The following is a 26082-nucleotide window of genomic DNA, read 5'->3' on the forward strand; positions in this document are numbered from 1 at the left end:
AATACTGTCTGAAATGCGTTATTACTAATCCTTGTGTTTTTAGTCAGGATTTGATAATCGTTTTATTACGATTTCATATTTGAAACCTTATATGTTTTTCCGTCTCCGGTTTCCTGAACAACTTTTGTTAAAGACTCAGGATTCTGAACTGTTTTGTCAAAAGTTACGGTAGCTGTTTTTTTCTCGAAATCAACAGCAGCTTTTTCAACACCGTCAAGATTTGCTAATTCTTCTTCAATAGTTTTCGCACATCCAACAGCGCAGGTCATTCCGTCAATTGTAAAACTTGCTGTTTGTACATTTTCTGCAGCGATTGGTTTGTGTTCTTTTGGAGTTTCTGTTTTTTCGCCTTTTGCGATTGCTAAACTTTTATCTTCTTCTTTTTTACAGCTTACCAGTACCAAACCAGCAATGGCTAACGATGCTATTATTTTTGTAAGTTTCATTTATATATAATTTTAGTTCGTCAATATGTTTGTTGCAAAATTAATAAAAATCAGGAGGTCAGTTCCTAAAATTATTACAAATTTGCAGTAAAATACGATTCATGGATGCAAAACAATTAAAGTGGTTTTATTTATTGCTGCTTTCGCTAATTTGGGGAAGTTCATTTATTTTAATCAAAAGAGGGCTGTTAGGGTTAACGGCTATTCAGGTGGGTTCGCTCCGAATTATTTTTGCTGCTTTGTTTTTGCTTGTTGTTGGATTTTCGAGTTTAAAGAAAATCTCTCTGCGCCAATGGAAATTTGTCGCCCTGACTTCATTCTTTGGGACATTTATACCCGCTTTCTTTTTTGCCATTGCTGAAACCCAGGTTGATAGTTCGATTGTGGCTATTTTAAATTCGCTGACACCTTTAAATACATTAGTTTTAGGAATCATATTTTTTGGAATCCAGTTTCAAAAACGTCAGGTTTTAGGTGTTTTTATCGGATTGGTTGGCTGTTTATTATTGGTTTTGAATGGAGCTTCTGGTCACTCCGGGCAAAATTATTATTACTTAATTTTAGTGGTGATTGCAACATTGTGCTATGCAATTAATGTTAATTTGATTAAGAAATATTTATCGGATTTAAATTCCTTGAGCATTACAACAGGAAATTTTGCGGTTTTGTTTTTGCCGGCATTGATTATCTTAAGTACAACAGATTTTACGCAAAAAATAAATCTGGAAACAACACAATATTCTGTTTTGTTTGTGATGATTTTAGGTGTTTTAGGAACAGGAATTGCAAATGTTTTGTTCTTTAAACTAATACAAATGTCTTCGCCGGTATTTGCAACATCAGTAACCTATTTGATTCCGATAGTGGCTTTTTTCTGGGGATTGCTGGATAACGAAATGCTTACGCCAATTCAGTTTTTTGGAGCTTTTGTTATTTTGATTGGGGTTTATTTATCGGCGAAAAAGTAACTTTTGGTTGTGAAATGGTTTTTGTGAGATGTGAAATATTGTCGTGTCACCCTGAGCGAAGTCAAAGATCATTATCCATTGGAACGCGCTTCGACTGCGCTCAGCCTGACAAAAAAACAATATGAGTTAAACAGAAAGGCTGTCAGTTACGACAGCCTTTCTGTTTAAAAAAATTCTTAGAATCTCAGTGTCTTAGCAACTCAGAATCTTAAAGAAAATCTTTTTCAGTAACTCCTTCATTGATTTTGATATCAGACATTTTGATATCCAATTCAAAACCTGCATTTTGTATTAAGTTAAAAGGAACTTTTACGCCTTTTACTTCTTTATAATCATTAAAATAAGTTGTTTGTGTAGTCGATTGTCCGCTTTGTTCTTTTACTTTGGTTTCGGCTACTTTTAATCCTGATTTCACATCATAAAAGTAAATCGTTTTGCCGTCTTTTATGGAGTAAGCATCATTACCGTTTATTTGCTCAATTCCACTTACGGTTAAATCTGTTCTTTTACTCAATTGTAATTCTTCAAAAGGAGCTGCATTCGCTTTCATTTCGGCTAAATCAGCACCTTCAAGATTTTTGCGCTGTCCTTGCTGTTCTACATAGGCGCCTTTTTCGTTTACAACTTGTTTCATCAAAGCCATACTTCCCATAGAAAGAGAAACGATCATTTTTCCTTTCGAGTCTAATTTTGAAACAAAAGTCAAAGGAGCAGGTGCCTGCGGAATTGTAGTTGTTCCGTTCATGGCTAATGTTTTTACAGAAGAAACGGTTTTTTCTCCTCCAATTGCTTTAATGTAATTATCAAAAACAACTTTTGCAGTAATTCCCGCCGGAGTTTCTTTTTTGGTAACAGGTTTCTCAGTCGGATTTCCATATTTATCGAAATAAGAAATCGGGATTTGAAGTTTTTCTAAACCGGGAAGTACTTCAGATGCTTTACCTACAATTACGATTCTCATATTATCGATCGGGAAATATTTATTTGCTACACGATAAATATCGTCAGAAGTAACATTATTTATGGTCTGAATGTATTTTTCGTAGAAATCGGCAGGAAGCTTTTCTGTTTCGATATTTAAAGCATAACGTGCAACGGTCTGAGGTTTTTCAACCTGCATCACAAAACGTCCGATGTAACCTGCTTTTACATTTTTTAATACGTCTTCCGAAACTTTTTCAGTTCTGATTCGTTTGATTTCCTTTACAAATTCTACTACAGCACTATCGGTAACAGCATTTCTAACAGCAGACGAAGCTTTGAATTTGGTTACATATTTCCCGCTTCCAATATTTGAACTCGCGCCATAGGTCCAGGCATGCTGTTCACGTAAATTCATATTCAGATAACTGTTAAAATCACCTCCTAAAATTTGATTTGCAATTACAGCAGGAAAAAAATCAGGATCGCTCATTTTTAAATTTACTGTATTTACCAATGAAATTTCAGATTGAACTGCGTTTGGAACATCTACGAAATCAATTTCAAGTTTAGAAATGTTCTCAGGATTTGGATAGGTGTTTTTTGGTGCAGTCTGTTTTTTCCATCCTCCAAAAAGTTTTTCTACAGCAGCTTTTGTTTCTTTAAATTTAATGTCGCCAACTATAACTAAATAGGCATTTTCAGGAACGAAATAAGTATTGTAGTTAGTCTGAACATCAGTAAGAGTGACATTTTTTACGGTTTCTTCAGATAAATATTCTCCGGAAGGATGGTTTCTTCCAAAAGCCAAAACATCAACAACACGATTAGAAATAGCCGGTACACTTTTTTCATCGGCCTTGAGTCCTTCTAATAATTTTGCTTTTTCCTTGTCAAATTCTGTTTGAGTGAAATTTGGCTGTAAAGCGCCTTCGGCCAATAATTCTAAAACGCGTCCTGAATATTTGGAAAGAGCACTTGCAGAAGCTCCCTGAGATGTAAAATTGATATTGGCTCCGTAAAAGTCAATTTCTTCATTAAAAGCTTCTTTGGTTGTCTTTTTAGTGCCGTTTCCAATCAAACTGCTGGTTAGTTCGTCAACGCCTTTTTTATTTCCTTCTGTAAAAGGTGCATTGTCCAGCGTAAGATTAAAACTTACTCTTGGTAATTTATGATTTTCAACAACCAAAACTTTCATACCGTTTGCCAAAACAAAAGTCTGTGGTTTTTTGATGTTGACAACTGGTGATTTTCCTGGTTTTGGCTGTGGTCGGTCTTGTGCTTGCATAATTCCGGTAAGGAATAAAAGGATTAAAATTGTATGTATTTTTTTCATGATTCGGAGCTTAGTTTTGAACTTTTTTTGAAGGAACATAATCTAAAATTAAACGCTGATTAGGGTTTAAATACTTTTTAGCGACTTCTCTGATTTCTTCTCTGGTGATAGAGTGGTAGATGTCGATTTCGGTATTAATAAGATTTACATCCCCATAAAGCAAATAATAAGAAGCTAAATTTTCTGCAATTCCTTCAACACTTGCATTAGCATTAACAAAATTATTATCGAATTTATTTTGTAATTTTTGATAGTCTTTCTCAGAAATTAAATCGGTTTGGATTTTTACAATTTCTTCATCCATTTCTTTTAAGATGTCAGCTGTAGTGTAAGCTCCCATCGGTAAACCATACAAAATATACATTCCGTAATCTTCCTGACTAAAACCAACAGCTCCAATTTGAAGTGCCATTTTTTTGTCATCCACTATTTTTTTGTACAGTTTAGAACTTTTTCCATCACTTAAATAAGAAGATATTAAGTCCAAAACCCTTGCATCTCTGGTTTTCATCGAAGGGGTTCTGTAGGTTGCAACTACCATCGGAATCTGGATGTTCGGGTCTTCGTAAGTTGCGGTTATGGTCTGCGTAATTGGTTCCTCAGTATAAGTTTGTTTTTTCAAAACTTCTCCTTTCGGAATTGGTCCAAAATACTTCTGAATCCATTCTTTGGTTTTAGTTTTGTCAAAATCTCCGGCAACAACCAAAACGGCATTATTTGGAGTATAGAATTTTTTGTTGAAAGCCTGAAATTCTTCCAGAGTGGCAGCGTCAAGATCTTTCATCGAACCAATAGTTGTCCATCGGTATGGGTGGTTTTTGAACATGTATTTTTTAACCTCAGGCAAAATATTTCCATAAGGCTGGTTGTCGTAACGCATTCTTTTTTCCTCTTTTACAACTTCATTTTGAGTGTCAACACCAATTTTATTAATAATAGGGTGCATCAAACGTTCTGATTCCATCCATAAACCAAGTTCAAGGCTGTTAGAAGGGAAAACTTCATAGTAGTAAGTTCTGTCATCAGATGTATTAGCATTGTTTACGCCACCATTTGCGGTAACGATTTTCATCCATTCGCCTCGTTTTATGTTTTCGGTACCTTCAAATAATAAATGTTCGAAGAAATGTGCAAATCCTGTTCGGTCAGGGCGTTCGTCTTTTGATCCTACATGATACATTACAGATGTAATAACAACAGGGGCAGAGGGATCGTTATGCAAAATAACATGCATGCCATTATCTAAATTGTATTCTTCGAAAGCTACTTTTTGGGCATGAGCTACTCCGCCGAGCATTATTGCAGCACTTAACATCATTATTGAATTTTTCATAAAGATTAATAATTTATATTTTACCTATAATAAGTGTAGGTGTTCAAGAGTTGATTTATGTTACATCAAAAATAAGTTTTTTTAGTCATCATTTAAGAACAGGTGTTTATTTTGGTTGTATTTTAACAATCTTTTACTTCTGAATCATTTTAGAAAGGTGCCGGAAAGACTTGAAAAGCAGACTTTAAAGAATGAAAAATATTTTTGAAATAAGAGATTGCACAGTAAATTATTAATTGTATATTTGCAACCTTAAAAATCAATAAATCAATTTGGTATGTATGCAATCGTAGAGATAGCAGGGCAACAATTTAAAGTAAGCAAAGACTTAAAGGTTTATGTTCACCGTTTAGCTAATGAAGAAGGTTCAAAAGTTTCTTTTGACAAAGTTCTTTTATTAGATGATAACGGAAGCGTAACTTTAGGCGCCCCAGCTATAGAAGGTGCTTCAGTAGAAGCTAAAGTGTTACAACACTTAAAAGGTGATAAAGTTATCGTTTTCAAAAAGAAAAGAAGAAAAGGATACAAAAAGAGAAATGGTCACAGACAATATCTTACTCAAATTGTAATCGAAGGTATTACTGCAGCAGGTGGAACTAAAAAAGCAGCAGCTAAAAAAGCAGTTGTAGCAGAAGAAGCTCCGGCTACTGAAGCTGAAGCAGCTCCAAAAGCAAAAAAAGCAGCAGCTCCAAAAGCAAAAAAAGAAGCTAAAGAAGAATAATAACAATATTTAAACTCATACGTCATGGCTCACAAGAAAGGTGTCGGTAGTTCGAAGAATGGTAGAGAATCAGAATCAAAACGTTTAGGCGTTAAGATTTTTGGTGGACAGGCTGCTATTGCTGGGAACATCATCGTTAGACAAAGAGGTTCAAAACATAATCCAGGTGAAAACGTTTACATTAGTAAAGATCACACACTACACGCAAGAGTAGCTGGCGTTGTTAAGTTCCAAAAGAAAAAAGATAACAAATCTTATGTATCTATTCTTCCATTCGAAGCATAATCATTAGATAAATTATTATAGAAAACCCGATCTGAAAAGATCGGGTTTTTTGTTTAGAGCAATTTTTATAAACGTATTGTTAACTCGAAGAATGGTTTTGAAGTTTCTTTAAGATTTAGTAGAATTGCTAGCTTTGTTTAAAAAAAAATAAACCCGACAAGTTTCTAAGACCTGTCAGGTTTAATAATATTATGGTTTTGTTGTAAAGGTTTCTTGTCTAATGGTCCAAATTCGTTAGAATTGGGATTTGGAAATTTTATTTCTTTTTCAATGCATTTTGTCATTGCCATTGAAATTGCCATTGCATTGAAATTTACTCAGTATCTTGTGTTTCTTCAAGATCTTCAGTATTTCTTCCAACTTTTACTTTTGGGTTGTTCTGTGTTCCTGTAACAGTCAGCGGAATTCCGAATATTCCTAACGGTGGCAATCCTAAACGCATTTTTAAATTCAGTTTCCCGTCCAGACTTGTAGTTCCTTCGATTCTCGGTCTGAATCCGGCAAATTTAAACTTAAAACGTTCAACGGTCATAATGTTGTTTTTGATTGTAGTTTTAATATCAACTCTGGAAACATCAGGATTTTTCATCGATTCAGAGCTTGTTTTTTTACTTACGGCATTAAACATTTTCAATCCTCTTACTTTTACATCTTTTACAGAAAGTGTTCCGCCGCCTGCTAAAGATGGATAAACAGGTTCCATATTTCCATTCAAACGTCCTTTTAGTTTATAATCTAAAGAAACAATTCCTTGTGCTTTTTCAGCGGCGCTGGCCATTTTTCTAAACACTTCAATTTCATTATACGCTCTTTTAATATCAAAGTCCGACGCTTTAATAGCATAATCAAAATTTGCTTTTTGAGGAGTGACAGACTGATAACTACCATTCATATTCACATTACAGCCAATTAAATTAAATCCTGTATTTCGCATGGTGAGTTTGCCATTTTTCATGCTTAAATTTCCTTTTGCATTTTGAAGGTTAAGCTTGTCAAAGTATACTTTTTGAGCATTTGCCATTAACTGCAGGTTCAGATTGGCCGGGATTATGATAACTCCGGTCTGGTGTGTTGTTCCAGGCTTTGTTTCATCTTGAGGAGCAGGACTTTTTGTAGCAGATGTGTTGGCAACTGTAGTTGACATAAATTCATCTACATTTATATATTGTGCAGAAACGGTAAAAGAACCTTTTAGAATTCCGGTATTAGTGGCATAATTGAAAACATTTTGCAGATAACCATTCATTTTAAAATCAGATTGTCCATAAGCGGCAAGGAAGTTATTAAAAGACATTTTATCCTGGTTGATTTTAAAAATACCTTCTTTAATAATAAATTTTTTAGGAAGATATTCAGATGCAATTCCAATGTTTCTTAATTCAAGTGTTCCCTTATTGTCAAGTTTGCTGTAATTGCCTTTTGTAGCATCACTTTGTTTTCCTTTTAAAGACAGGTCAGCTTTTACAAAACCATCCAGGTCAAGTCCTTTTTGAGAAAAGACTTTATATATTTTGTTAACGTCAAGTTCTCCTTTGGCTTTTACATCATAATTCAAATCATCAAAATTGCTCAGGTCAGCCGAAACAAAAACAGGTTTTCCTTCAAAAGTAAATTGCGCAGGTTTTAGTTTTATTTTTAAATCGTCAAAAGTTCCTTTTTGATTGTCGATATTAGATTTTACAATAATATTCGTAATCGGATTTGGGTAATATTTGGTTTTGATATATCCATTATTTAAATCAATAAAACCTTTTGTAGTAGGGAAAAGTCTGTTTTTTTGATCAAATTTTCCGTTGGTTTTTACATCTCCGGTAAGAGTTCCTTTTAGTTCAATATCCGGGATGCCTAAAGCTTTAGTTAGTTTTCCAAGATCAATCTTCGCTTTAAACTCGCCATTAATTTCCGGAGTATTGACACCTTTTACGTAAAATTTAGATTTTAAATAATCCTTATTAATATTTAAAGATAAATTTTTTGCATCAACAATTACCAGATCCGGATTTAAAGACGGAACTTTCGTTTTGATTTCTAAATTTAAGTCTGAAACCGGAAAAGCATTTTTGTTATAGTTTACAAATCCGTTGTCTATTTTTACATCCAGATTAAGATCCGGAGCTATATTTTGTGAGGCGATATAATCTCCTTTTAGGGTAAAAAGCAAATTGGTATTTCCTTTTAATTCCGTCTTGGAAAGCCAGGTGATATATTTTGGAGGAAAAGCGGTAAAGACATCGCGCAGGTCACTATTGTCAGATTTTATAACAAAATCCATTTTGTAACCGTCTTTCAAAAAATCAAATTTCCCTTTAAAATCGACCAAAAGCTGATTGATTTTTAAATTATTTTGTTGAAAGAAAAAAGACAGTGAGTTTACATTTACTTTAGTAATCAAATCAGCGTCAATCTTTTTGTTCATTAAATAAGGTTCACCTTCGTAAGCAATATTCAGTTTTTCGATATTAGCTTTTGAATATAAATCGAAAACCGCTTTGTTTAAATCTCCTTTTCCTAAATAATTAAATCCAAAAGCATCAAAATAAACTTTTGTCGATTGGTCATCGTAAATTATTTTACTGTTTAAAATTTCAATTCTTTCTAATTTTAATGCCGTATCAGTACTGTCTTTTGGATTTGAAGTTTGTGCAGATGATTTATAAATGTTATAATTGGCTTCTCCTTTCGGATTTACTTTTACATTAATAAAGGAATCGGATAAATAAATCTGATCAATTTTTACTGCTTTACTAAAAATTAAGCTGGAAAGATTTATTCCGAAAGAAACTTCTTTTGCTGTGATGAATTTTTCGTTTTTATAAGGAGCAGAGCCGTTAAGGCTTAAATCATTTAAGGTTAATGTTAAGGATGGAAAATGATGAAAAAAGGACAAGGAAACATCTGAGTAATTCAATTCTGCGCTTAATTTTTCATTGGCAGTCTTTTTAATCTGTTCCTTAATTTTATCGGCAAAAACAATAGGTGTCAAAAATAATAATCCTAAAATAACGATAAAGGTTATTCCGAAGTATTTTGCAATTTTTAATAAAATCGATTTGGATTTGTTCTTTGACATAACAAATTTGTTAAGTGTTTAAATAATGATTAAATAATAAAAAGACTAACCGTGTACGGTTTCGCTTTTTCCGTAGTTAGTTATAATAGAGCCTTCAAATTCAATCCACTCTTTCCAGCGTTTATCAATATCGATGTTGTCTGTGTATTTTCGGGCAAATCCTAAAAAAGTAGTATAATGGCCGGCTTCAGAAATCATCAGGTCGCGATAGAATTTAGCTAATTCTTCGTCTTTTATATTTTCTGAAAGGACTTTAAAACGCTCACAGCTTCTGGCTTCAATCATAGCTGAAAATAGTAAGCGGTCGCAAAGTGCATCTTTACGGCTTCCGTCTTTTTTCATGAATTTAAAAAGTTCGTTTACGTAATGATCTTTTCTTTCACGTCCCAAAGTCAGGCCTCTTTTCTTGATTAAATCGTGAACCATTTGCAAGTGTTCCAGTTCTTCTCTGGCAATCACGAGCATTTCGGTTACTAATTCCTCTAATTCAGAGTTATATGTAACCAGACTGATTGCGTTTGAAGCTGCTTTTTGCTCACACCAGGCATGATCCGTTAAAATTTCTTCGATATTCGATTCAACGATATTTACCCAGCGAGGGTCTGTGGCTAATTTTAATCCTAACATGATTTTATCAAAATTATTTTCTGCAAAATTAGTGTTTTTATGGCCAAAAATCAGGAAATACCATGTAAATACGATCAAAAAAGCATTATTTTGTAGTAAGAAATATTTAAAATGAATCAGAATAAAAAGCTTTTAATCATTGGTTTTGTCTGGCCGGAACCAAATTCGTCTGCGGCAGGTGGCAGAATGATGCAGTTGATTTCTATTTTTAAAGAAAATGGGTTCGATATTACGTTTGCAAGCCCCGCTTTAGACAGTGATTTTATGGTTGATTTGTCTAAATTTAGAGTCGAGAAAAAATCAATTGAACTGAATAATTCGAATTTCGATGATTTTATAATCGAACTCAATCCTGATGTTGTTTTATTTGATCGTTTTATGATTGAGGAACAATTTGGCTGGCGTGTTGCAGAAAATTGTCCGAAAGCTGTTCGATTATTAGATACAGAAGATTTGCATTGCTTAAGGACTGCAAGGCAAAAAGCTTTCAAAGAAAACAGATCTTTTGAATTAATTGATTTGTTATCTGAAGAAGTTGCAAAACGCGAAATTGCCAGTATTTTAAGATGTGATTTGAGTTATATTATTTCTGAATTTGAAATGAAGGTTTTAAAAGATGTTTTTAAAATCGATTCAGGGTTATTGCAATATCTCCCCTTTTTAGTTGAAGAAATGTCAGAAGAAGATTTGCTGAAATTACCTTCTTTTGAAGACCGGCAGTATTTTGTTTTCATTGGAAACTTTCTTCATGAACCCAATTGGAATACGGTTCAATATTTAAAAGAATCTATTTGGCCTCTAATTAAAAAACAATTTCCGGAAGCAGTTCTAGAAGTGTACGGTGCATATCCTTCACAAAAAGTATTACAATTGCATCAGCCTAAAAATGGTTTTTTTATTATGGGAAGGGCAGAAGATGCCAATGAAATAGTAAAAAAAGCCAGGGTTGTTTTGGCTCCTATACGTTTTGGGGCAGGTTTAAAAGGTAAATTACTAGAAGCCATGCAATGTGGAACTGCAAGTGTAACTACTACAATTGGTTCTGAAGCTATGCATGCAAGTTTGCCTTGGAATGGTTTTGTTACAGATGATGTTGAAGAATTTGCTAAAAATGCCATTTCATTATACCATGATAAAAATCTTTGGGAACAAGCTCAAAAAAAAGGAATTGCCATTGTTAATGAATGCTATCAAAAAGAAAAATATTCCGAAAGATTAATTACAGAAGTTAATTCACTTTTGAATGATTCTGAAAGTCATCGCTTACATAATTTTATGGGAAGTTTACTCCAGCATCATACTTTGAAAAGTACCAAATATATGGCAAAATGGATAGAAGCTAAAAATAAGAATCTTTAATTTTTTTCTGATATTTTGAAGCAGGTCTGGCTTGTTCTTAACCTTAGGAAGAACTTAGCTGATTGATTTTTAATTATTTGTATTTTCATAATGAAGGATAGTACAGGATAGTTGTTGTGAGTTTTAGTAATAATTTACTGTCTTATTAACTATCAAACCAAAATTTATTATGAAAAAACAAATGTTTAAGAGGCTTTTTATAGTCTCAATGTTATTCGTTGGTCTAAATTTATTTGTAGGTTGCGAAAGCGACAGTTTAGAAACAAACGAAGAAATTGCAGTACAAAATGAAAAGGAAATCATTAAGCCATCAACTGCAAAAGGCGGCAATTTATCTGGTGAAGTAACCGGTTCAACAGGTGCCTATGTTGCTAAAGTAAACGGTGTAACCAAATACACAGGTTCTGATTATGTGGCTGCGATTCAGGCTGCAATTAACAATCTTACTTCGGGCAGAGATACAAAAGAATGGGTGACTGTTCGCGTTTCAGGTGCCTCTGGTTCAACAGGAGGTGCTTTGAAATATGTAAACATGGCCAGTTATACAGGGCTGGATTTTGCAAATAACACTTTCAATGCCAATAGTGGTGATGCATTGGTCATTCCTGTTTGGGCAGACAGAAAAACGAATATTGAAGTAAAAAATCTAAAAGTCAGCGGAAAGCCCCGTTACGGAATTTGGTTTAAAGGCTGTACGGTTATGAATATCAGTAATATTACCATGAATATTGGAGTGCCTCAGTCTGGTTTAGGATTAGGAATCAGAGTTGATAATAGTACTGCTGCTACCAGCAATTTGACGATAAGTGGGACTATTAATATTACTGGTGGGGATAATTCAGTAGAAACTTACGGTGTTGACGGATTTAGTATTGGTAACGTAACCTCAAGCAATAATGCTGCTTGCGGTGTGTTATTAAATCAATCTAAAAATGGTACTGTTGGCACTGTTACAGGAACAAACAACAGTACCACAGGTTCTACGACTGGTTATGCAACTTTCCGTTGTGCTAATAATAATGGCCCAAATGTGGTTTGTGCTAAAGTATATTCCCGAGGCAGCGGACGTGGCTTTTTTAGTGTTACGGGCAGCAATGGATGTACCGTTAATACTGTAGATATTGCAAATACTGCGATTCAGGGTATATTATTACAGGATGCTTCTAATACAAAAGTGTTGGCTGGAACAGTTAGCAATGGTCATCCTAATGTTCAGCACGTAAATTCAACAAGCTGTAGTACTAAAGTAAATGGTCAAACCTATACTGCTGTAAACGGTAGCTGGTAATTATTATAATGTAGAAACAAAAGCGATGTGGTTTTTCACATCGCTTTTATTATAAATCTTTTTCTATGAATGGATTAATAAGCAGATTGATTTTTTTTGTGTTTCTATTCTGTTTTACCGGATGTAATGATTCGTCAAAAAAACATATTGTGGATTTTAAAAGAATAATTTCGGAACAAAACAGGGTTTTTACAATTCCGAAAATGATAAAAGATAATTTACTGAAAAAATTCCCAACACTTCAAATGGTAAAAAAGGAAGATTATTCTAATTTATTTTGGGATTTCTATGATCGAAGTGCGATTCCAAATCAATGTTATACTGATATTAATAATGACCAGATACTGGATTATGCTTTATTGGTTAAGGATAATGATAATTTAAAATTGATAATTATCTTATCTTCAAATAATGATTATTCATATTGGATTTCTCCCTTTTCAATTGAAAATATAAAATCTGACGGAGTGAATTTTTGTGTGTCCGTAAAACCTGCGGGAAGAACAGATGTTGTGAAAAAAGTACCGGAATCTCTTGTAATAAAGAAAAACGGATTTCTTTTGAAGAATTTGGAACAGGATTCTTTTATATTTTATGAAACCAATGCTGAAATAATGACGTTTAAATTGCTTTAGAAATAGATTATGAGACAACTTAAATATATTTATACTGCAGCTGTTTTTCTTTTTTTATTTTCTTGTAAAAATACTGAAATGGTAGAAGATTTAGACGGCAACATTTATCATACAGCCAAAATTGGAAAGCAAATCTGGATGGTAGAAAACCTTAAAGTTACCCGGTTTAACAATGGGGATTCAATTAGAAAATTTAAAAGTAACAGCGATTGGAAACATGTAAATCAGGCGGGATATTCTTTCTATAATAATGATACAGTTTTTATAAAGGATTATGGCTTTTTATATAATTATAACTGTTTGCAGGATGTCCGTGGTATTGCGCCAAAAGGATGGAGGATTCCGACAGAAGAAGATTTAAGGGAACTGGAGTCATTTGTAAATTCCAATTCAATAGGGATTTTTTTGAAAGAAAAGGGCAATTCACATTGGTTGCCATCCGATGCAGTTGGAAACAATGCAACTGGTTTTACCGCATTGCCAGGAGGATATCGGGATGATGAAGGAGCTTTTTACATGCTTAGATCTAACGGATATTACTGGAGTACAAATGGAAGTTTTGAATTCTACAATTGGAGCGACAGAATGTTTCAGGCTTTTGCAGATATAAGAAGAGATAGTGTTTTTAAACGATATGGGTTTTCAATCAAATGTATCAAAGAGGAATAATTTTATAGAGTCTAAAAATAAAATCAGGCTTGCATTTTTCCAAATCCAACTGTCTCACGATAAATTTGAGGCGAAACATCTGCATTCGTTTTAAAGAAACGGCTGAAATAATGCTCGTCGTCATAACCTAATTCGTAGGCAATTTCTTTGACCGTTTTGTTGGTCATATATAATTCTCTCTTGGCCTCAATAATAATTCGTTCCGAAATCAAATCGGTTAGTGTTTTATTGAAATAATTCTTAGATAATTTAGCTAATGCTTTTGAAGAAATATTCAGTAAATCAGCATAATTTCCTGCTGAATGTTTAGTTTTAAAATGAGTTCAATCGCATCTTTCAGGTTTTGAAGAATCAAAGGTTCTTTTGCATCAGGAATAGAACTCATTTCTTCTAACTGCTCGGTTTTTAATCTGGAAGCTGTAATTAGAAAAATTTTCAAATACGAAATAAGCAATTCATATTGTGCCAATTCTGCATTCTGAATTTCAGCTTTCATTTGGTCAATAACCATGTTAAAAGTCGATGCTGCTTGCTCCGTAACTTTTACATATGGAGGCTGATAAATATTATTAAACAAAACACCATTGCACGAAACTTCTTTTTGGTGCATGTGAATGCAATAAAAATCAGGATGAAAATGAATCGCAATTCCTTCAATGGGTTCACTTACACAAAGCATAAAGGGTTGGTACGGAGAAAAGGCAAGAAGAGAGTTTTCTTCAAAATGATGTTCTGAAAAATCGGCTTTGACTTTACCTTTACCTTTGGTTACCCAAATTAAAGAATAATAATTATTACGCTGTAAGTGATCAAAATGAATGTTGTCCTCAAATGGAAGGATTTTGAACGCTAAATTACCGGTTTGTGGATTTATTAAAGTGGAACCGTTTTGAGAACTCATAAGATACTGTTTTTAAAAATATAAAGATAGTCATGAAAAGAATTCACAACTATCTTTATAAATTGATTTTTGTTATAGTAATTGCGTATTTCCTGATTAAACTGCTGGAAAATCAATTTCAGTGTTTGCAACGTTGTTGAAATAGTTTGTCAAAACATTCAAAGCTACGTGAGCAATAGTTTCAGCAATTTCTGCATCTGCAACACCTGCATTTTTAGCTTTGTTTACATCTTCGTCGTTCACTAAACCATTTTTGCTGATCAATGTTTTCGCTAATTGCAAAATTGCTTCTGTTTTTGCGTCTGTAGAATTTCCTGTTCTTGCTGCTTTTAAAACTGCTGGATCTGCTTTGACTAATTTTTCTCCGATAAAAGTGTGAGCGGCTAAACAGTAATCACAAGAATTGCTTTCTGAAACTGCCAAAGCAATCAATTCACCTGTTTTTGCACTTAGTTTTCCGTGGCTCAAAGCACCGCTTAAATTTAAATATCCCTCTAGAACTGCAGGAGAATTTCCCATTGTTCTCATCATATTCGGAACAACTCCGAGTTTAGCTTGTACAGCGTTGAATAAATCTTTAGTTTTTCCAGTTACTTCTTCCGGGTTTAAAGCTGTTAATCGTGTCATTTTATTTGATATTTAATTGTTATTATTTATTGTTGTCTTTTGACATTACAAAGTTGCAACGATTACAGATTTTAGAACATGGAGGATTGACGCTATGTGATGGATAATTTTCCCTGAGGTTTTTTAATGAAAAATTATCTTGGTATTTCGAGTTTTTAATGATAAAGTTTTTCAGGAGCTAATCCCGCTATCCGTTACAATCTTTTGCTTTTTAAAGAAAAAAGCAAAAGGATTTTCACTACTATCGGGGCTAGGGCACTCGTTTTCATAAGAGTATTTTCGTCTATTTTGTCATCCTGACGAAGGAAGGATCTCCATAGGTAGCTCCACAAAGATTGTCGATTCTGATTGCGGAGTTTCTCGCGAAGATTCCTCGTTCCTCGGAATGATAAATAAGGCGTAAAAAAACAGGTTGTCCTTTTGAGGACAACCTGTTTTTAAATAATATTTTTGAAAAAAGTCTATTTCAAAACACCCGCAGCATCCTGAATTGTCGTTGCATGATAACCAGATTTAGCTTTATCAAATACTTGTTTGGCCCAAACTTTTCCTTCTGGAGTTTTGGCCATTTCTTTATAAAGCATCATGATAGAGCCGGTTCTACTGCTTCCAATTAGAAATTGTTCAATTGCAGGATTTGCGGCTTTATATTGATGGCGAATTGCCTGAACGAACCATTGGCGTTTAATGATAAAATTTCCGCCTTTTGTAAAGTTGAATTCTTTATCAATGGCGCCCATTTCTTTAGCTGTAATATCAGCTGGAAGATGATCTATAAAATGCTGTTTTTCGGCAGTAGTCGTAATTTTTTTGCTTAAATCGGCAACCCCGGTTTCTCTCCAGCTTTTTTGAATTGCATCAATAGCATCAAATTCTGCTGAGCTAACAGGAAGAATATTTGATGGAATTCCTGGTTTGTAAATCCAGTTGTCTAATTGGATTTTATCGGCTAAGGCTTTGTCTCCTTTGATAAGATTTTCATTGATGTATTTTACGAAATCTTCTGTTGTAATAGATTTGAAAGCGTGAGAATCGAAATAGTTTTTGATAAACGGATCGAATTTCTCTCTTCCAACTGCATTTTCAATTACTCTTAAAAATGCATATCCTTTTACATAAGGAATCATGCTGATTCCATCATCCGGATTTCTTCCTGTTAAGCTAACTTTTAATCTTGTATCCGGACTCGTATCGCCATATTCAGCAACGTTATCAACTAATTCTTTGTTGGTGATAACGTTTTGCATCTCAAATTCTTTCTTTCCAAAGATTGCTTCTCCAATTCTATGCTCGACATAGGTGGTGAAACCTTCATTTAACCAAATATCATCCCAGGTTGCGTTGGTTACTAAATTTCCGCTCCAGCTGTGACCTAATTCGTGCGCCAGTAAACTTGTTAATGAACGATCTCCCGCTATTACGCCAGGAGTTAAGAAAGTTAAGTTTGGATTTTCCATTCCGCCATAAGGGAAACTTGGAGGCAATACCAAAACATCATAGCGGCCCCAGCGGTATGGTCCATACAATTTTTCGGCAGCAACAACCATTTTTCCAAGTTCAGCAAATTCATAAGCTGATTTTTTCAACATTGATGGTTCTGCATATACTCCTGTTCTGTTGTCGATGGACTGAAATTCAATATCTCCAACTGCAATTGCCATTAAATAAGAAGGAATCGCTTTATCTTGTTTGAAAGTGTAAACTCCTGTATCGTTTTTCTTCTGCGGATTTACGGCGCTCATTACGGCCAATAAATCTTTAGGAACGGTAACTTTTGCATTGTAAGTAAAACGAATTCCCGGTGAATCCTGACATGGAATCCAGGTACGGGACCAAACGCTTTCTCCCTGAGAAAATAAAAATGGTTTCTTTTTATCTGCAGTTTGTTCCGGTTTTAGCCATTGTAAAGCAATAGCGTCTTTTGTTGTGCTGTAATAAATATTTACTTTGGTTGTATTCGGTTCAATTGTAATATGAAGTGGTTTTCCGTGAAATTCAGTGGCTGTACCAAGTTCAAATTTGGTTTCTTTTTCGTCATCACCCAGAGTTACTTTTGTAATATTTAAAGTGTTTTCGTCAAAAATGATTTCGTTTCCTTTGCTAATGTTGTCAATTAACCAGGAAGCTTTTCCTGAAATAGTCTGTGTATCAAAATCAACTTTAACGTCAAGATCAAGATGTTTGACAACGGCAAGTTCTGGTTTAGAATAGCTGTGTTCATCGGTAACAACTGCTGGTTTTTCAGTTTGCTCTTTTTTCTGGCAGGCAATGGATGTCAGAAATAAAGTTAAAAGGATTAGCTTTTTCATATTGTGAAGAATTGAATTTTGAGGATGAAAATTAAACAAAAAATCCCGTTTTGAATAACAAAACGGGATTTAAATATAAAATTAACAAAGAATTACGCCAGCATAGTAACCGGGCTTTCGATGTATTGTTTTAATGTTTGTAAGAACTGAGCACCAGTTGCACCATCAATTGTTCTGTGGTCGCAAGCCAATGATAACATCATGGTGTTTCCAACTACAATCTGACCATTTTTAACTACAGGTTTCTCAACAATTGCACCTACAGAAAGGATTGCAGAGTTTGGCTGGTTGATAATTGAATTGAATTCAGTAATACCAAACATTCCAAGATTAGATACTGTAAAAGTACTTCCTTCCATTTCCTGTGGTCCTAATTTTTTGTTTTTAGCTCTTCCGGCAAGATCTCTAACAGAAGCACCAATTTGAGATAAACTCATCGCATCTGTAAATTTCAATACAGGAACTACTAATCCGTCTTCAACCGCTACAGCAACACCAATATTTACGTGGTGGTTGATGATGATAGCATCTTCTTTCCACTGAGAGTTGATTTTTGGGTGTTTTTTTAATGCTAAAGCACAAGCTTTAATTACCATATCGTTGAAAGATACTTTTGTATCAGGAACCGTATTGATTGTTGCTCTTGCACCCATTGCTTCGTCCATGCTTACTTCGATCACTAAGTTGTAGTGAGGAGCTGTAAATAATGATTCCGCAAGACGTTTTGCGATGATTTTACGCATTTGAGAATTTTTGATCTCTTCTGTGTAAACTTCTCCGGCAGGAACAAATACTTTTGGAGCGGCAGATTCTTGTGGTTTTGCATCAGAAGTTGCTTTGGCAGCAGGCTGTGCAGATGGAGTAAAGTTTTCGATATCGCTTTTTACGATACGCCCATTTTCTCCGGAACCCTTAACTTGTGATAATTGAATTCCTTTGTCAGAAGCAATTTTCTTAGCTAATGGGGAAGCGATAACTCTTCCATTCGAAGTTTCGGCAACAGCTTCTGGTGCTTTTTCAGCAGCAGGAGCAGCAGTTTTTGTTTCTTCGGCAGCAGGAGCGCTTGCAGTTGCAGTACCTCCGGCAGTAAAACCGTCAGCAATGCCTGAAATATCAGTTCCTGCAGGTCCAATGATTGCTAATAAACTGTCAACAGGAGCAGTGTTTCCTTCCTGAATTCCAATGTATAATAATGTTCCGGCATTGAAAGACTCAAACTCCATAGTGGCTTTGTCTGTTTCAATTTCTGCTAAAATATCACCTTCAGAAACTGCATCACCTACTTTTTTTAACCAGGTTGCTACAGTTCCTTCTGTCATTGTATCACTTAAACGAGGCATCGTTACAACAACAACACCTTTTGGTAATTCAGCTGCAGCTTTTGCAGGGGCAGCTTCCGTTTTTGCCTCAGCAGCCGGAGCAGCTTCAGCTTTTGGAGCAGCCGGAGCATCACCGCCAGCTAATAAAGCTGAAATGTCTTCTCCTTCGTTTCCAATAATTGCTAATAATGAATCAACTGGGGCAGTTTCTCCCGCTGGAATTCCAATATGTAAAAGAGTTCCTTCGTTAAAAGATTCGAACTCCATTGTTGCTTTGTCTGTTTCAATTTCAGCTAAGATATCTCCTTCGCTAACTTTGTCGCCTACTTTTTTTAACCAAGTCGCTACCGTTCCTTCCGTCATAGTATCGCTCAAACGAGGCATTGTTACTTTAATCGCCATAATATATTATAGTTTATGAGGTGTAAATGGATAGTCTTCTTGTGCGTATACTACATCGTATAATTGCTGTAAGTCTGGATATGGAGATTCTTCAGCGAATTTTACACATTCTTCAACTAAATCCTTAACTCTTTGGTCAATTACTTCAATTTCTTCTTCTGTAGCATATTTTTGATCCATAATTACATCAAGAACCTGAGTAATCGGGTCAATTTTTTTGTATTCTTCAATTTCTTCTTTAGAACGGTATAATTGCGCATCAGACATTGAGTGTCCTCTGTAGCGATACGTTTTCATTTCAAGGAAAGTTGGTCCGTCTCCGCGACGTGCTCTTTCTATCGCTTCAGTCATTGCTTCGGCAACTTTCACAGGATTCATTCCGTCAACTGGTCCGCAAGGCATTTCGTATCCTAAACCAAGTTTCCAGATATCGGTATGGTTTGCAGTTCTTTCAACAGAAGTTCCCATTGCGTAACCGTTATTTTCAACGATAAATACAACTGGTAATTTCCATAGCATAGCCATGTTAAAAGCTTCGTGAAGAGAACCTTGTCTTGCAGCTCCATCACCAAAGTAGGTCATAGTTACACCACCTGTTTCAAAGTATTTGTCAGCAAAAGCTAATCCTGCTCCAACAGGAATTTGTCCACCAACGATTCCGTGACCTCCGTAAAAACGGTGCTCTTTAGAAAAAATGTGCATAGAGCCTCCCATACCTTTTGAAGTTCCTGTTGCTTTTCCTAAAAGCTCAGCCATAACACGTCTAGGGTCAACTCCCATACCTATTGGCTGAACGTGATTTCTGTATGCAGTAATCATTTTGTCTTTAGTCAAATCCATTGCATGTAAAGCTCCTGCTAATACTGCTTCCTGACCATTGTAGAGGTGAAGAAATCCTCTCACTTTTTGCTGGATGTATAATGCTGCAAGTTTGTCTTCAAACTTTCTCCAAAGCAGCATGTCTTCATACCACTTTAAGTAAACCTCTTTTGTAACTTCTTTCATCTGAATTCTTTCTTTTGCTAAAGTTGTTTTTTGTGTTATCAATTGTTAACCTATAACGCAAAAATAGTTTCCTCCCACAAATTTGCGCCCCAAGGGTCGGGATGCAAAAATAAGACATTAGATTTAAGAACTAAAATTTAAAAGGTACTTTATTGGCTTTTTTTGTTTTTTTTATAAAAACTTTTTATCAAACATGAAAGGGAGTAAGTTTTTTAGGGAGGCAGATTGATAAATTACGCCAACTTCTCCCATAAAATAGATTTCTATAGGGGTCTCTTGTTTAATTTCGTATTCTGCAATAGATTGTCGACAAGATCCACAAGGGGGAATTGGAGCTTGTGTTTGGTTGGTATCAGAAGCTGCAGTAATTGCTATTTTCAAAATTTTAGCCTCCGGATAAACGCTTCCTGCATGAAAAATAGCGACACGTTCTGCGCATAATCCTGATGGATAAGCAGCATTTTCCTGATTTGATCCTAGAATAATTTTTCCGTTATCTAATAATAATGCAGTGCCAACTCTAAATTTTGAGTAGGGAGCATACGCTTTTTTACGAATAGCTATAGCCTCATTCATTAAGTTCTGAATGTCATCCGGTAATTCTTTTAAGGTGTCAAAAACGAGAAATGATGATGTTACGCTTATTTCTTTCATTGTTTTTTATGGGAAAAAAAATCCAAATTTCTATTACTAGGAATTTGGATCTGTTATTTTTTATTTTTTTATTTGATTAATACTCTTCGTATTTTTCACCAAAATTAAAGGTTAATGAGAAACGAAGAGTGTTTTCTAACGGATTTTTAACTTTTGATGCAGAGAATAAGTATGAAACATCCACTTTTACTACATTATATTTGAATCCGGCGCCTAATGAGAAAAATTGGACAGCACCTTTTTCAGGACTTTGGTGGTAATATCCCGCTCGCATCGAAAACGAATCCTGATAAGTATATTCTCCGGATAAACTATAGGTTATTTCTTTTAATTCTTCGCTGAAACCGTCTGGGGCATCACCAAAAGATTTGAAAATTCCGGGTACCCAGCCTATAGAATTGTATTCGTTGTTGGCTTCCTGAATGCCATCACTTGCTCCTTCACCCGCATCAAGTGTGTCTCCATCACCATTTAAATCAGTTGCAGGAGTGGGTGTAGGAATTTGCGGAGTAGGAACTAGTAGTTTTGTGAATTCAAGACCTACGGCTACTTTGTTATAGTCATCTAATATAAAATCAAAGCCAGCTCCAACTCTTAAATTGGCAGGAAGGAAATTAGATCCGGATCCGTCAGTTATGCCACTTAAGTCGTAATTAATTTTTGGTCCAAGATTCTGAAAGTTAAAGCCTGCTCTCCATCTTCCGTTAAAGTCTCTGTATGCAATTTCTTCAGACTGATAAAATCCCGCAACATCAAATGCAAATGATCTGGCTGCAGATAAACTTTGTCCTTCAGTTGTAATTCCTAAATTCGAGCTGATAAATCTCGCTCCAACAGCCATAGAGAACATTTCGCTTAATTTCAATGAGTATGATCCGTCGATTGCATATTCTGAAGGTTTAACAGTATTCGCGGGATCATTCGGATTATCTCTTAACTCAATATCACCAATACTAAAATAACGTACACTTCCGGCAAAAGCACTTCTTTCGTTGATTTTGTTGTAATAGGTTACCTGACTTAATGAAATGTCATTTACCAAATCAGTTAAATAAGGAGTGTAACTTACTGAGAAACCTTGCTTGTCGATAGAAAATGCATATTTTGCAGGATTCCATTGTTGGGAGAATACATCTGCGGATGTTGCAACTCCCTGATCGCCAAGACCGGCAGCTCTTGCGTCAGCAGCAACTTGTAAAAAAGGAACTCCTGTAGTAATTGGTCTCTCTTGTGCTTTGGCAAACGATATAATAATAAAATAAAATAATAATAAAGGGGATATTTTTTTCATTTATATTAAGTAAAGGTGTTAGTTTTATGTATTAGTTGTGCAAATATATATTATAGAATAACAAGTTTTTCATACTTTTCTGCTTTTTTGTTTGTTAAATTGGATTTGACAGTGAGTTTGTAAATGTAAACTCCTTTGCCTATCCTGTCTCCAAAATCATCCTTGCCGTCCCATGTGATTTCTCTTGACAAAAAACCTTCAGTGGTAATGATTTGGTTTTTTGACCAGACTACCTTTCCTGTTATCGTCATTACCTGTACCTGAACATCCAAAGGCTCGTAAGGTTTGTTGTGAGAAAACCAAAATTGGGTATAAGAGGAAAAAGGATTTGGATAATTAAGAACGTGAGTCAATGTGAGCGATTCGTCGCCAACGACTATAAATTGTATTTCGCTTGTTACCGGATTATTGTAAACATCCCAGGCTGTGAAACTTATAGTATGCATGCCTGCACTTAAATTACGTAATGGAAAGCGCAAATTTCCATTAGTATAATCATCTAATTTTGTTTGATAATAATCATTTAAAATATAAGGATTGCTAACATCTCCATCTAAAATAGCAACAATATCATGCCCAATTCCACTTGCTGTATTGATTCCATTTTCGTCTTCAAGAAGCGCTAAAAGGAAAGGGGAGTTATTTGTAATTCCTCCAGACACAAAAGTTTCATCGTTCATATATAACTGAACTTTTGGACTAATATTGTCCTGAGGAGCATTTTCATTAATTCCTCCAATTTTTATGATGTCATTAAAGCCGGATTGATTTTCTAAAACCTCACTCTTTTTTGAATAAAAGCTTATTCTGCCATTATTAACAGGAATTCGAATGTCTCTTGGGACTACAAAGCTAAACTCGAACTGACCATTAGTTATAGAAGCATTTCCTCTAAAAATAGTTTCTCCCAGGGTTTTAAATTGTATTGCCGGGCTATAACCATCATTATTAAGTGTGCTATTTGTAATTAGTTTGTCAAAAATTGCAGTTGAAAGTTCACCGTTATAGTTGCTTAACAGGTTGTTGTTTTCATCGGTAATTTCTCCTGATATTTTAATTTTTGCTAAAGATTTAAAATCTTCAATTGTCCCTGAAACAGGTACGTCGTTTACTTTTGTTAAATTAATTCGGGGTTTAGGAATGGCTAGCATTATAGCAGGATCACCTAAATAAAAAACAACATTACTGGATGAACTTGGATTTTCATTTTTTGAAATCCGAAGTGCTTCTGCAATAGTTGTATATTGATTAGATCCAAAAGACAACAGGTTTTTTGTTAGGTTATCATTGAAATTTTCTGCATTATACTGTCCGATTGAACGAATGGTTGTTAGCATTGCTATAGCTCCTCCTTTTGGATTCCAAAAAGTATATTCCCCAGCAGTAGGGTGGGTTGGGTCATCAAAGCGGGAAAACTCACAGGTTATGGTTATAAATAATGGATATCTGTATTGATTGTTTAAGTTTTCACCATCTGATTTTTCCCAAATTCTCTCGCTGGATAAGCCATCTTCTCCTCCGTGTCCTAAGTAATTAAAGACTAAAGCGCCTTTTTCGAAAGCATCGAAAAAATTTGTTCTTGCCTTTGGGTATCTTGAGCCGCCTGCTGATGCTTCCTGAGTGTATGAGTCCAGAATAATTTTGTCAATATTTAAAAAAGGTTTCTCGGAAGCGATTTTGTCTGCTAAAGTATTTTGTCTTGATTGTAATGAGGCATCAGAAGCTTTGTCAGAATCATCGCTGATTAAAACGAAATTATTTCGCCAGTTCCCATAAGATTTAGTATTGTGATATTCCAAAACTTTATTGACCATTTCTTCTCCCTGTGCATTGTCTGAAATCAACATTCTGCCTGTTGCAATATCAATTCCTCCAAAAAAAGAAATTACATTTCCTTCATTATCGTCCATTAATCCGTAGAAATCATCTGATGCAAAAGAAGATTCTCCGACAGTGTTACTATTTAAAGAATGATATATAGGTACAATATTAGTATTGTTGGAAGTGCGGTTTTTATAATCAAATGATGCATCGCCAAAGAGATTCAGGTATTTTACTCTCTTTTCAGGTGAAGAGGCGTTTTTGTATACATATCTGATGCAATTTCTGATTGCTGCAATATCCTGCTTTCCTGAAGAAAATTCCTGGTATATATTTTCAAGAGGAACAACTTTTACATTTAAATTAGAATAAGTTCTATGAAAGTTGGCCAGTTTTTCAGCTTGAGAAAGCAAAACCTTCGGAGTGATAATCAAATAATCAATATCCTGAAAGTTGTTTTGAGCATTTTTAAAAAGAGTTCCTTTTAAATTTTGATTTGTGATTTTTGATTGATTTTCTTTTAAAGGTGTGTAATAATCTGTTGGGTCAATTGCTATATACTTTCGAATTTCTCCCAAAGAAGCTTTAAAGTTTAAATTCTCCAAATTGCTATTTTCAATTTTCAATACATTATATAGGTCTGTAATATCCCAAATTTGAGAAATACCTGAAGCGTTCGAAATATTGTAAGAGGCAATGCCGGTTGTTGAACCTGCTAAATCATATTGAAATTGGAATTGTTTTCCGTAGCCAGTTAGTTTTCTTTTTGCCGTTAAATTAATGTAATCCAGATATCCTTTAGAGCCTGGTACTCCATTGTTGTTGTAGGTTAGTTTTATTTTTACGTTTTCTGCTCCAGTAAAACTGCTATTGCCTGGTAGGTTTCCTGTGTAAAACTTTGCGTCACCATTGAGGCTAATTTGACTAAAAAAAATATTTCCAATGTTTTGTCCGTTAGCAGAAACTGCAAACGAAGTATTTGTAAATGCTGCTGAAGCTGCAACAGTTTCTATTTTTATTGGAGTGGTAACATCCAGATTTGGGAAATTAAATTCGAACTCCTGTTCCTGATTAATTTCAAAAGATTCTCCCAGCCATTGACGCCCTGTATGAACAATGTTGATTAGGTCAGTTTCGTGAAATTGATGGTCGTCGAAAGTGGTTAATTCTAAAGTGCTGTTTCCGGCAGGCTGGTTTATGCTCGAAATTCTTTTTCCGTCGCTTCCCTGGGCAGTAATGTAATAGTAAGATCTCGTAGCATATAAGTTAATGTTGGTTTTGCTTTCAGTGTTCCAATTATTAATCCCTTCTGCGTAAAAAAGTATATAGTCTTCATTGTTGAAGCTGCCATCATTTTCGCCAATAACCTGAATTGCATTTTCGGTTAAATCTTCCGGGTAATATATATTATTGGCTAAAGGGAGCATTCTGCCTCCGTTTCCGTAAATTTTTATTTTTCTCGGATCATTTTTATTCGTGTCAAAACCCAGACTTTGTAAAAAAGATCTTGAAATTTTATAAACGCCTGATTTTTCCACATAAAAACGATACCAGTCTCCAGAGGATAAAACAGAATTTGAAATAATATTTGATTTTGAAGTTGAAGCTGAGCTATTGTTTGTTGAAGAGGTGCTGTTTATTGAATAAGAAAAAGATTTGATTCTTTTAAATGTGTTTCCTTCAGATACAATTGGGGATAAAGAGATAAAGCCTTGTTTTTGATCTCTTGAAGTGGCTATTTGAAGTGTTTCGTTTGGTTGTTTTGGTATGTTTGTTAATGATAAATCACCTAAGTCTTTAGTAGAAACAGCTTCGTACACAATGTTGCTAATTTTAACTTCACTGCCTGTTGAGTAGTCCGAATAATTAGGGCTAAACAATAATGTTATGGTTTTTTTAGTAATATCATATCGGAAATTATCACCTGTAAAGTAAGGGATGCTCATTTTGAATTCACCAAAACTCATTTCTTTTTTGTTCTGCCAATCGATTGTTAGGCTCCCGTTTTTCTGAGAAAACAAGAAAAATGGAGTTAAAAAAAGATATAAAAGTATGGCTTGTTTCATAGCTAAAGAAAACGAAATTAATTTTAAAA

General features: G+C 34.6%; 22 protein-coding genes. 7 read left to right on the forward strand and 15 right to left on the reverse strand.

The window, feature by feature from the left end; translation table 11 throughout:
- Positions 1-65: 65 nt before the first annotated feature.
- Positions 66-446, reverse strand: coding sequence for a heavy-metal-associated domain-containing protein (locus tag DMB68_RS12130; protein ID WP_110346918.1), 381 nt, complete (start codon positions 444-446; stop codon positions 66-68).
- A 101-nt stretch (positions 447-547) separates the two neighbouring features.
- Here DMB68_RS12130 and DMB68_RS12135 point away from each other — a divergent pair, with 101 nt between their 5' ends.
- Entirely contained in the window at positions 548-1414 is an 867-nt protein-coding gene (locus DMB68_RS12135) for a DMT family transporter (protein WP_110346919.1), read from the forward strand.
- Positions 1415-1622: 208 nt separating this feature from the next.
- Here the strand turns inward: DMB68_RS12135 and DMB68_RS12140 are convergent, their stop codons facing one another.
- Both DMB68_RS12140 and DMB68_RS12145 read right to left on the reverse strand, forming a co-directional pair.
- Positions 1623-3671, reverse strand: a complete 2049-nt coding sequence (locus DMB68_RS12140; RefSeq protein ID WP_196783701.1) for an insulinase family protein — start codon at positions 3669-3671, stop codon at positions 1623-1625.
- Positions 3672-3681: 10 nt separating this feature from the next.
- Positions 3682-5004, reverse strand: coding sequence for a M16 family metallopeptidase (locus tag DMB68_RS12145; protein WP_110346920.1), 1323 nt, complete (start codon positions 5002-5004; stop codon positions 3682-3684).
- 277 nt (positions 5005-5281) lie between these two features.
- Here DMB68_RS12145 and rplU point away from each other — a divergent pair, with 277 nt between their 5' ends.
- Both rplU and rpmA read left to right on the forward strand, forming a co-directional pair.
- Positions 5282-5725 carry a 50S ribosomal protein L21 gene (gene rplU, locus DMB68_RS12150; protein WP_025539466.1) on the forward strand — a complete coding sequence of 148 codons (444 nt, stop codon included), beginning with the start codon at positions 5282-5284 and terminating at the stop codon, positions 5723-5725.
- A gap of 24 nt (positions 5726-5749) precedes the next feature.
- On the forward strand, positions 5750-6010 hold the full coding sequence (gene rpmA / locus DMB68_RS12155; protein WP_017497241.1) for a 50S ribosomal protein L27: 261 nt from the start codon (positions 5750-5752) through the stop codon (positions 6008-6010).
- A gap of 164 nt (positions 6011-6174) precedes the next feature.
- On the opposite strand, the gene DMB68_RS23380 is transcribed toward rpmA, so the two are convergent.
- Genes DMB68_RS23380 through miaE form a run of 3 tightly spaced genes read right to left on the reverse strand, consistent with a single transcriptional unit; the run spans position 6175 to position 9707 of the window.
- A complete protein-coding gene (locus DMB68_RS23380; protein ID WP_165830131.1) occupies positions 6175-6312 on the reverse strand; it encodes a hypothetical protein in 138 nt (45 codons plus the stop codon).
- 11 nt (positions 6313-6323) lie between these two features.
- The gene (locus tag DMB68_RS12160; protein WP_110346921.1) at positions 6324-9080 is read right to left on the reverse strand and encodes an AsmA-like C-terminal region-containing protein; all 2757 of its coding nucleotides are present in this window, start codon (positions 9078-9080) and stop codon (positions 6324-6326) included.
- Between the two features lie 45 nt (positions 9081-9125).
- Positions 9126-9707, reverse strand: a complete 582-nt coding sequence (gene miaE, locus DMB68_RS12165) for a tRNA-(ms[2]io[6]A)-hydroxylase (protein ID WP_110346922.1) — start codon at positions 9705-9707, stop codon at positions 9126-9128.
- 111 nt (positions 9708-9818) lie between these two features.
- On the opposite strand from miaE, the gene DMB68_RS12170 reads away from it, so the two are divergent.
- The 4 genes from DMB68_RS12170 to DMB68_RS12185 all read left to right on the forward strand — a co-directional run bounded on the left by DMB68_RS12170 (position 9819) and on the right by DMB68_RS12185 (position 13658).
- Positions 9819-11066 (forward strand): glycosyltransferase, encoded by a 1248-nt coding sequence (locus DMB68_RS12170; protein ID WP_110346923.1) that lies wholly within the window; start codon positions 9819-9821, stop codon positions 11064-11066.
- Between the two features lie 169 nt (positions 11067-11235).
- Positions 11236-12354: a hypothetical protein gene (locus DMB68_RS12175; protein ID WP_124019425.1), complete on the forward strand. Its 1119-nt coding sequence runs from the start codon at positions 11236-11238 to the stop codon at positions 12352-12354.
- A 149-nt stretch (positions 12355-12503) separates the two neighbouring features.
- On the forward strand, positions 12504-12989 hold the full coding sequence (locus tag DMB68_RS12180) for a hypothetical protein (RefSeq protein WP_124019426.1): 486 nt from the start codon (positions 12504-12506) through the stop codon (positions 12987-12989).
- 9 nt (positions 12990-12998) lie between these two features.
- A complete protein-coding gene (locus DMB68_RS12185; protein ID WP_110346926.1) occupies positions 12999-13658 on the forward strand; it encodes a fibrobacter succinogenes major paralogous domain-containing protein in 660 nt (219 codons plus the stop codon).
- Between the two features lie 23 nt (positions 13659-13681).
- Here the strand turns inward: DMB68_RS12185 and DMB68_RS23565 are convergent, their stop codons facing one another.
- The 9 genes from DMB68_RS23565 to porU all read right to left on the reverse strand — a co-directional run bounded on the left by DMB68_RS23565 (position 13682) and on the right by porU (position 26053).
- Positions 13682-13936 (reverse strand): helix-turn-helix domain-containing protein, encoded by a 255-nt coding sequence (locus DMB68_RS23565; RefSeq protein ID WP_196783704.1) that lies wholly within the window; start codon positions 13934-13936, stop codon positions 13682-13684.
- Complete coding sequence (locus DMB68_RS12190) at positions 13933-14559, reverse strand: hypothetical protein (protein WP_196783702.1); 627 nt, start codon at positions 14557-14559, stop codon at positions 13933-13935. The genes DMB68_RS23565 and DMB68_RS12190 overlap by 4 nt, the downstream gene beginning before the upstream one ends.
- 96 nt (positions 14560-14655) lie before the next feature.
- Positions 14656-15186 (reverse strand): carboxymuconolactone decarboxylase family protein, encoded by a 531-nt coding sequence (locus tag DMB68_RS12195; protein ID WP_110346927.1) that lies wholly within the window; start codon positions 15184-15186, stop codon positions 14656-14658.
- 461 nt (positions 15187-15647) lie between these two features.
- Entirely contained in the window at positions 15648-17495 is a 1848-nt protein-coding gene (locus DMB68_RS12200) for a hydrolase/aminopeptidase (protein WP_110346928.1), read from the reverse strand.
- 92 nt (positions 17496-17587) lie between these two features.
- Positions 17588-19216, reverse strand: coding sequence for a dihydrolipoamide acetyltransferase family protein (locus DMB68_RS12205; protein WP_110346929.1), 1629 nt, complete (start codon positions 19214-19216; stop codon positions 17588-17590).
- A 6-nt stretch (positions 19217-19222) separates the two neighbouring features.
- Entirely contained in the window at positions 19223-20221 is a 999-nt protein-coding gene (gene pdhA, locus DMB68_RS12210) for a pyruvate dehydrogenase (acetyl-transferring) E1 component subunit alpha (protein WP_110347095.1), read from the reverse strand.
- Between the two features lie 171 nt (positions 20222-20392).
- Positions 20393-20875 (reverse strand): cytidine deaminase, encoded by a 483-nt coding sequence (gene cdd, locus DMB68_RS12215; protein WP_110346930.1) that lies wholly within the window; start codon positions 20873-20875, stop codon positions 20393-20395.
- A 76-nt stretch (positions 20876-20951) separates the two neighbouring features.
- Positions 20952-22166, reverse strand: a complete 1215-nt coding sequence (gene porV, locus DMB68_RS12220) for a type IX secretion system outer membrane channel protein PorV (protein WP_110346931.1) — start codon at positions 22164-22166, stop codon at positions 20952-20954.
- Positions 22167-22216: 50 nt separating this feature from the next.
- A complete protein-coding gene (porU, locus tag DMB68_RS12225; protein ID WP_110346932.1) occupies positions 22217-26053 on the reverse strand; it encodes a type IX secretion system sortase PorU in 3837 nt (1278 codons plus the stop codon).
- Positions 26054-26082: the final 29 nt, after the last annotated feature.

Origin of the sequence: Flavobacterium hydrophilum (assembly GCF_003202405.1) — a bacterium.
In the GTDB taxonomy this organism is placed as follows: Bacteria; Bacteroidota; Bacteroidia; order Flavobacteriales; family Flavobacteriaceae; genus Flavobacterium; species Flavobacterium hydrophilum.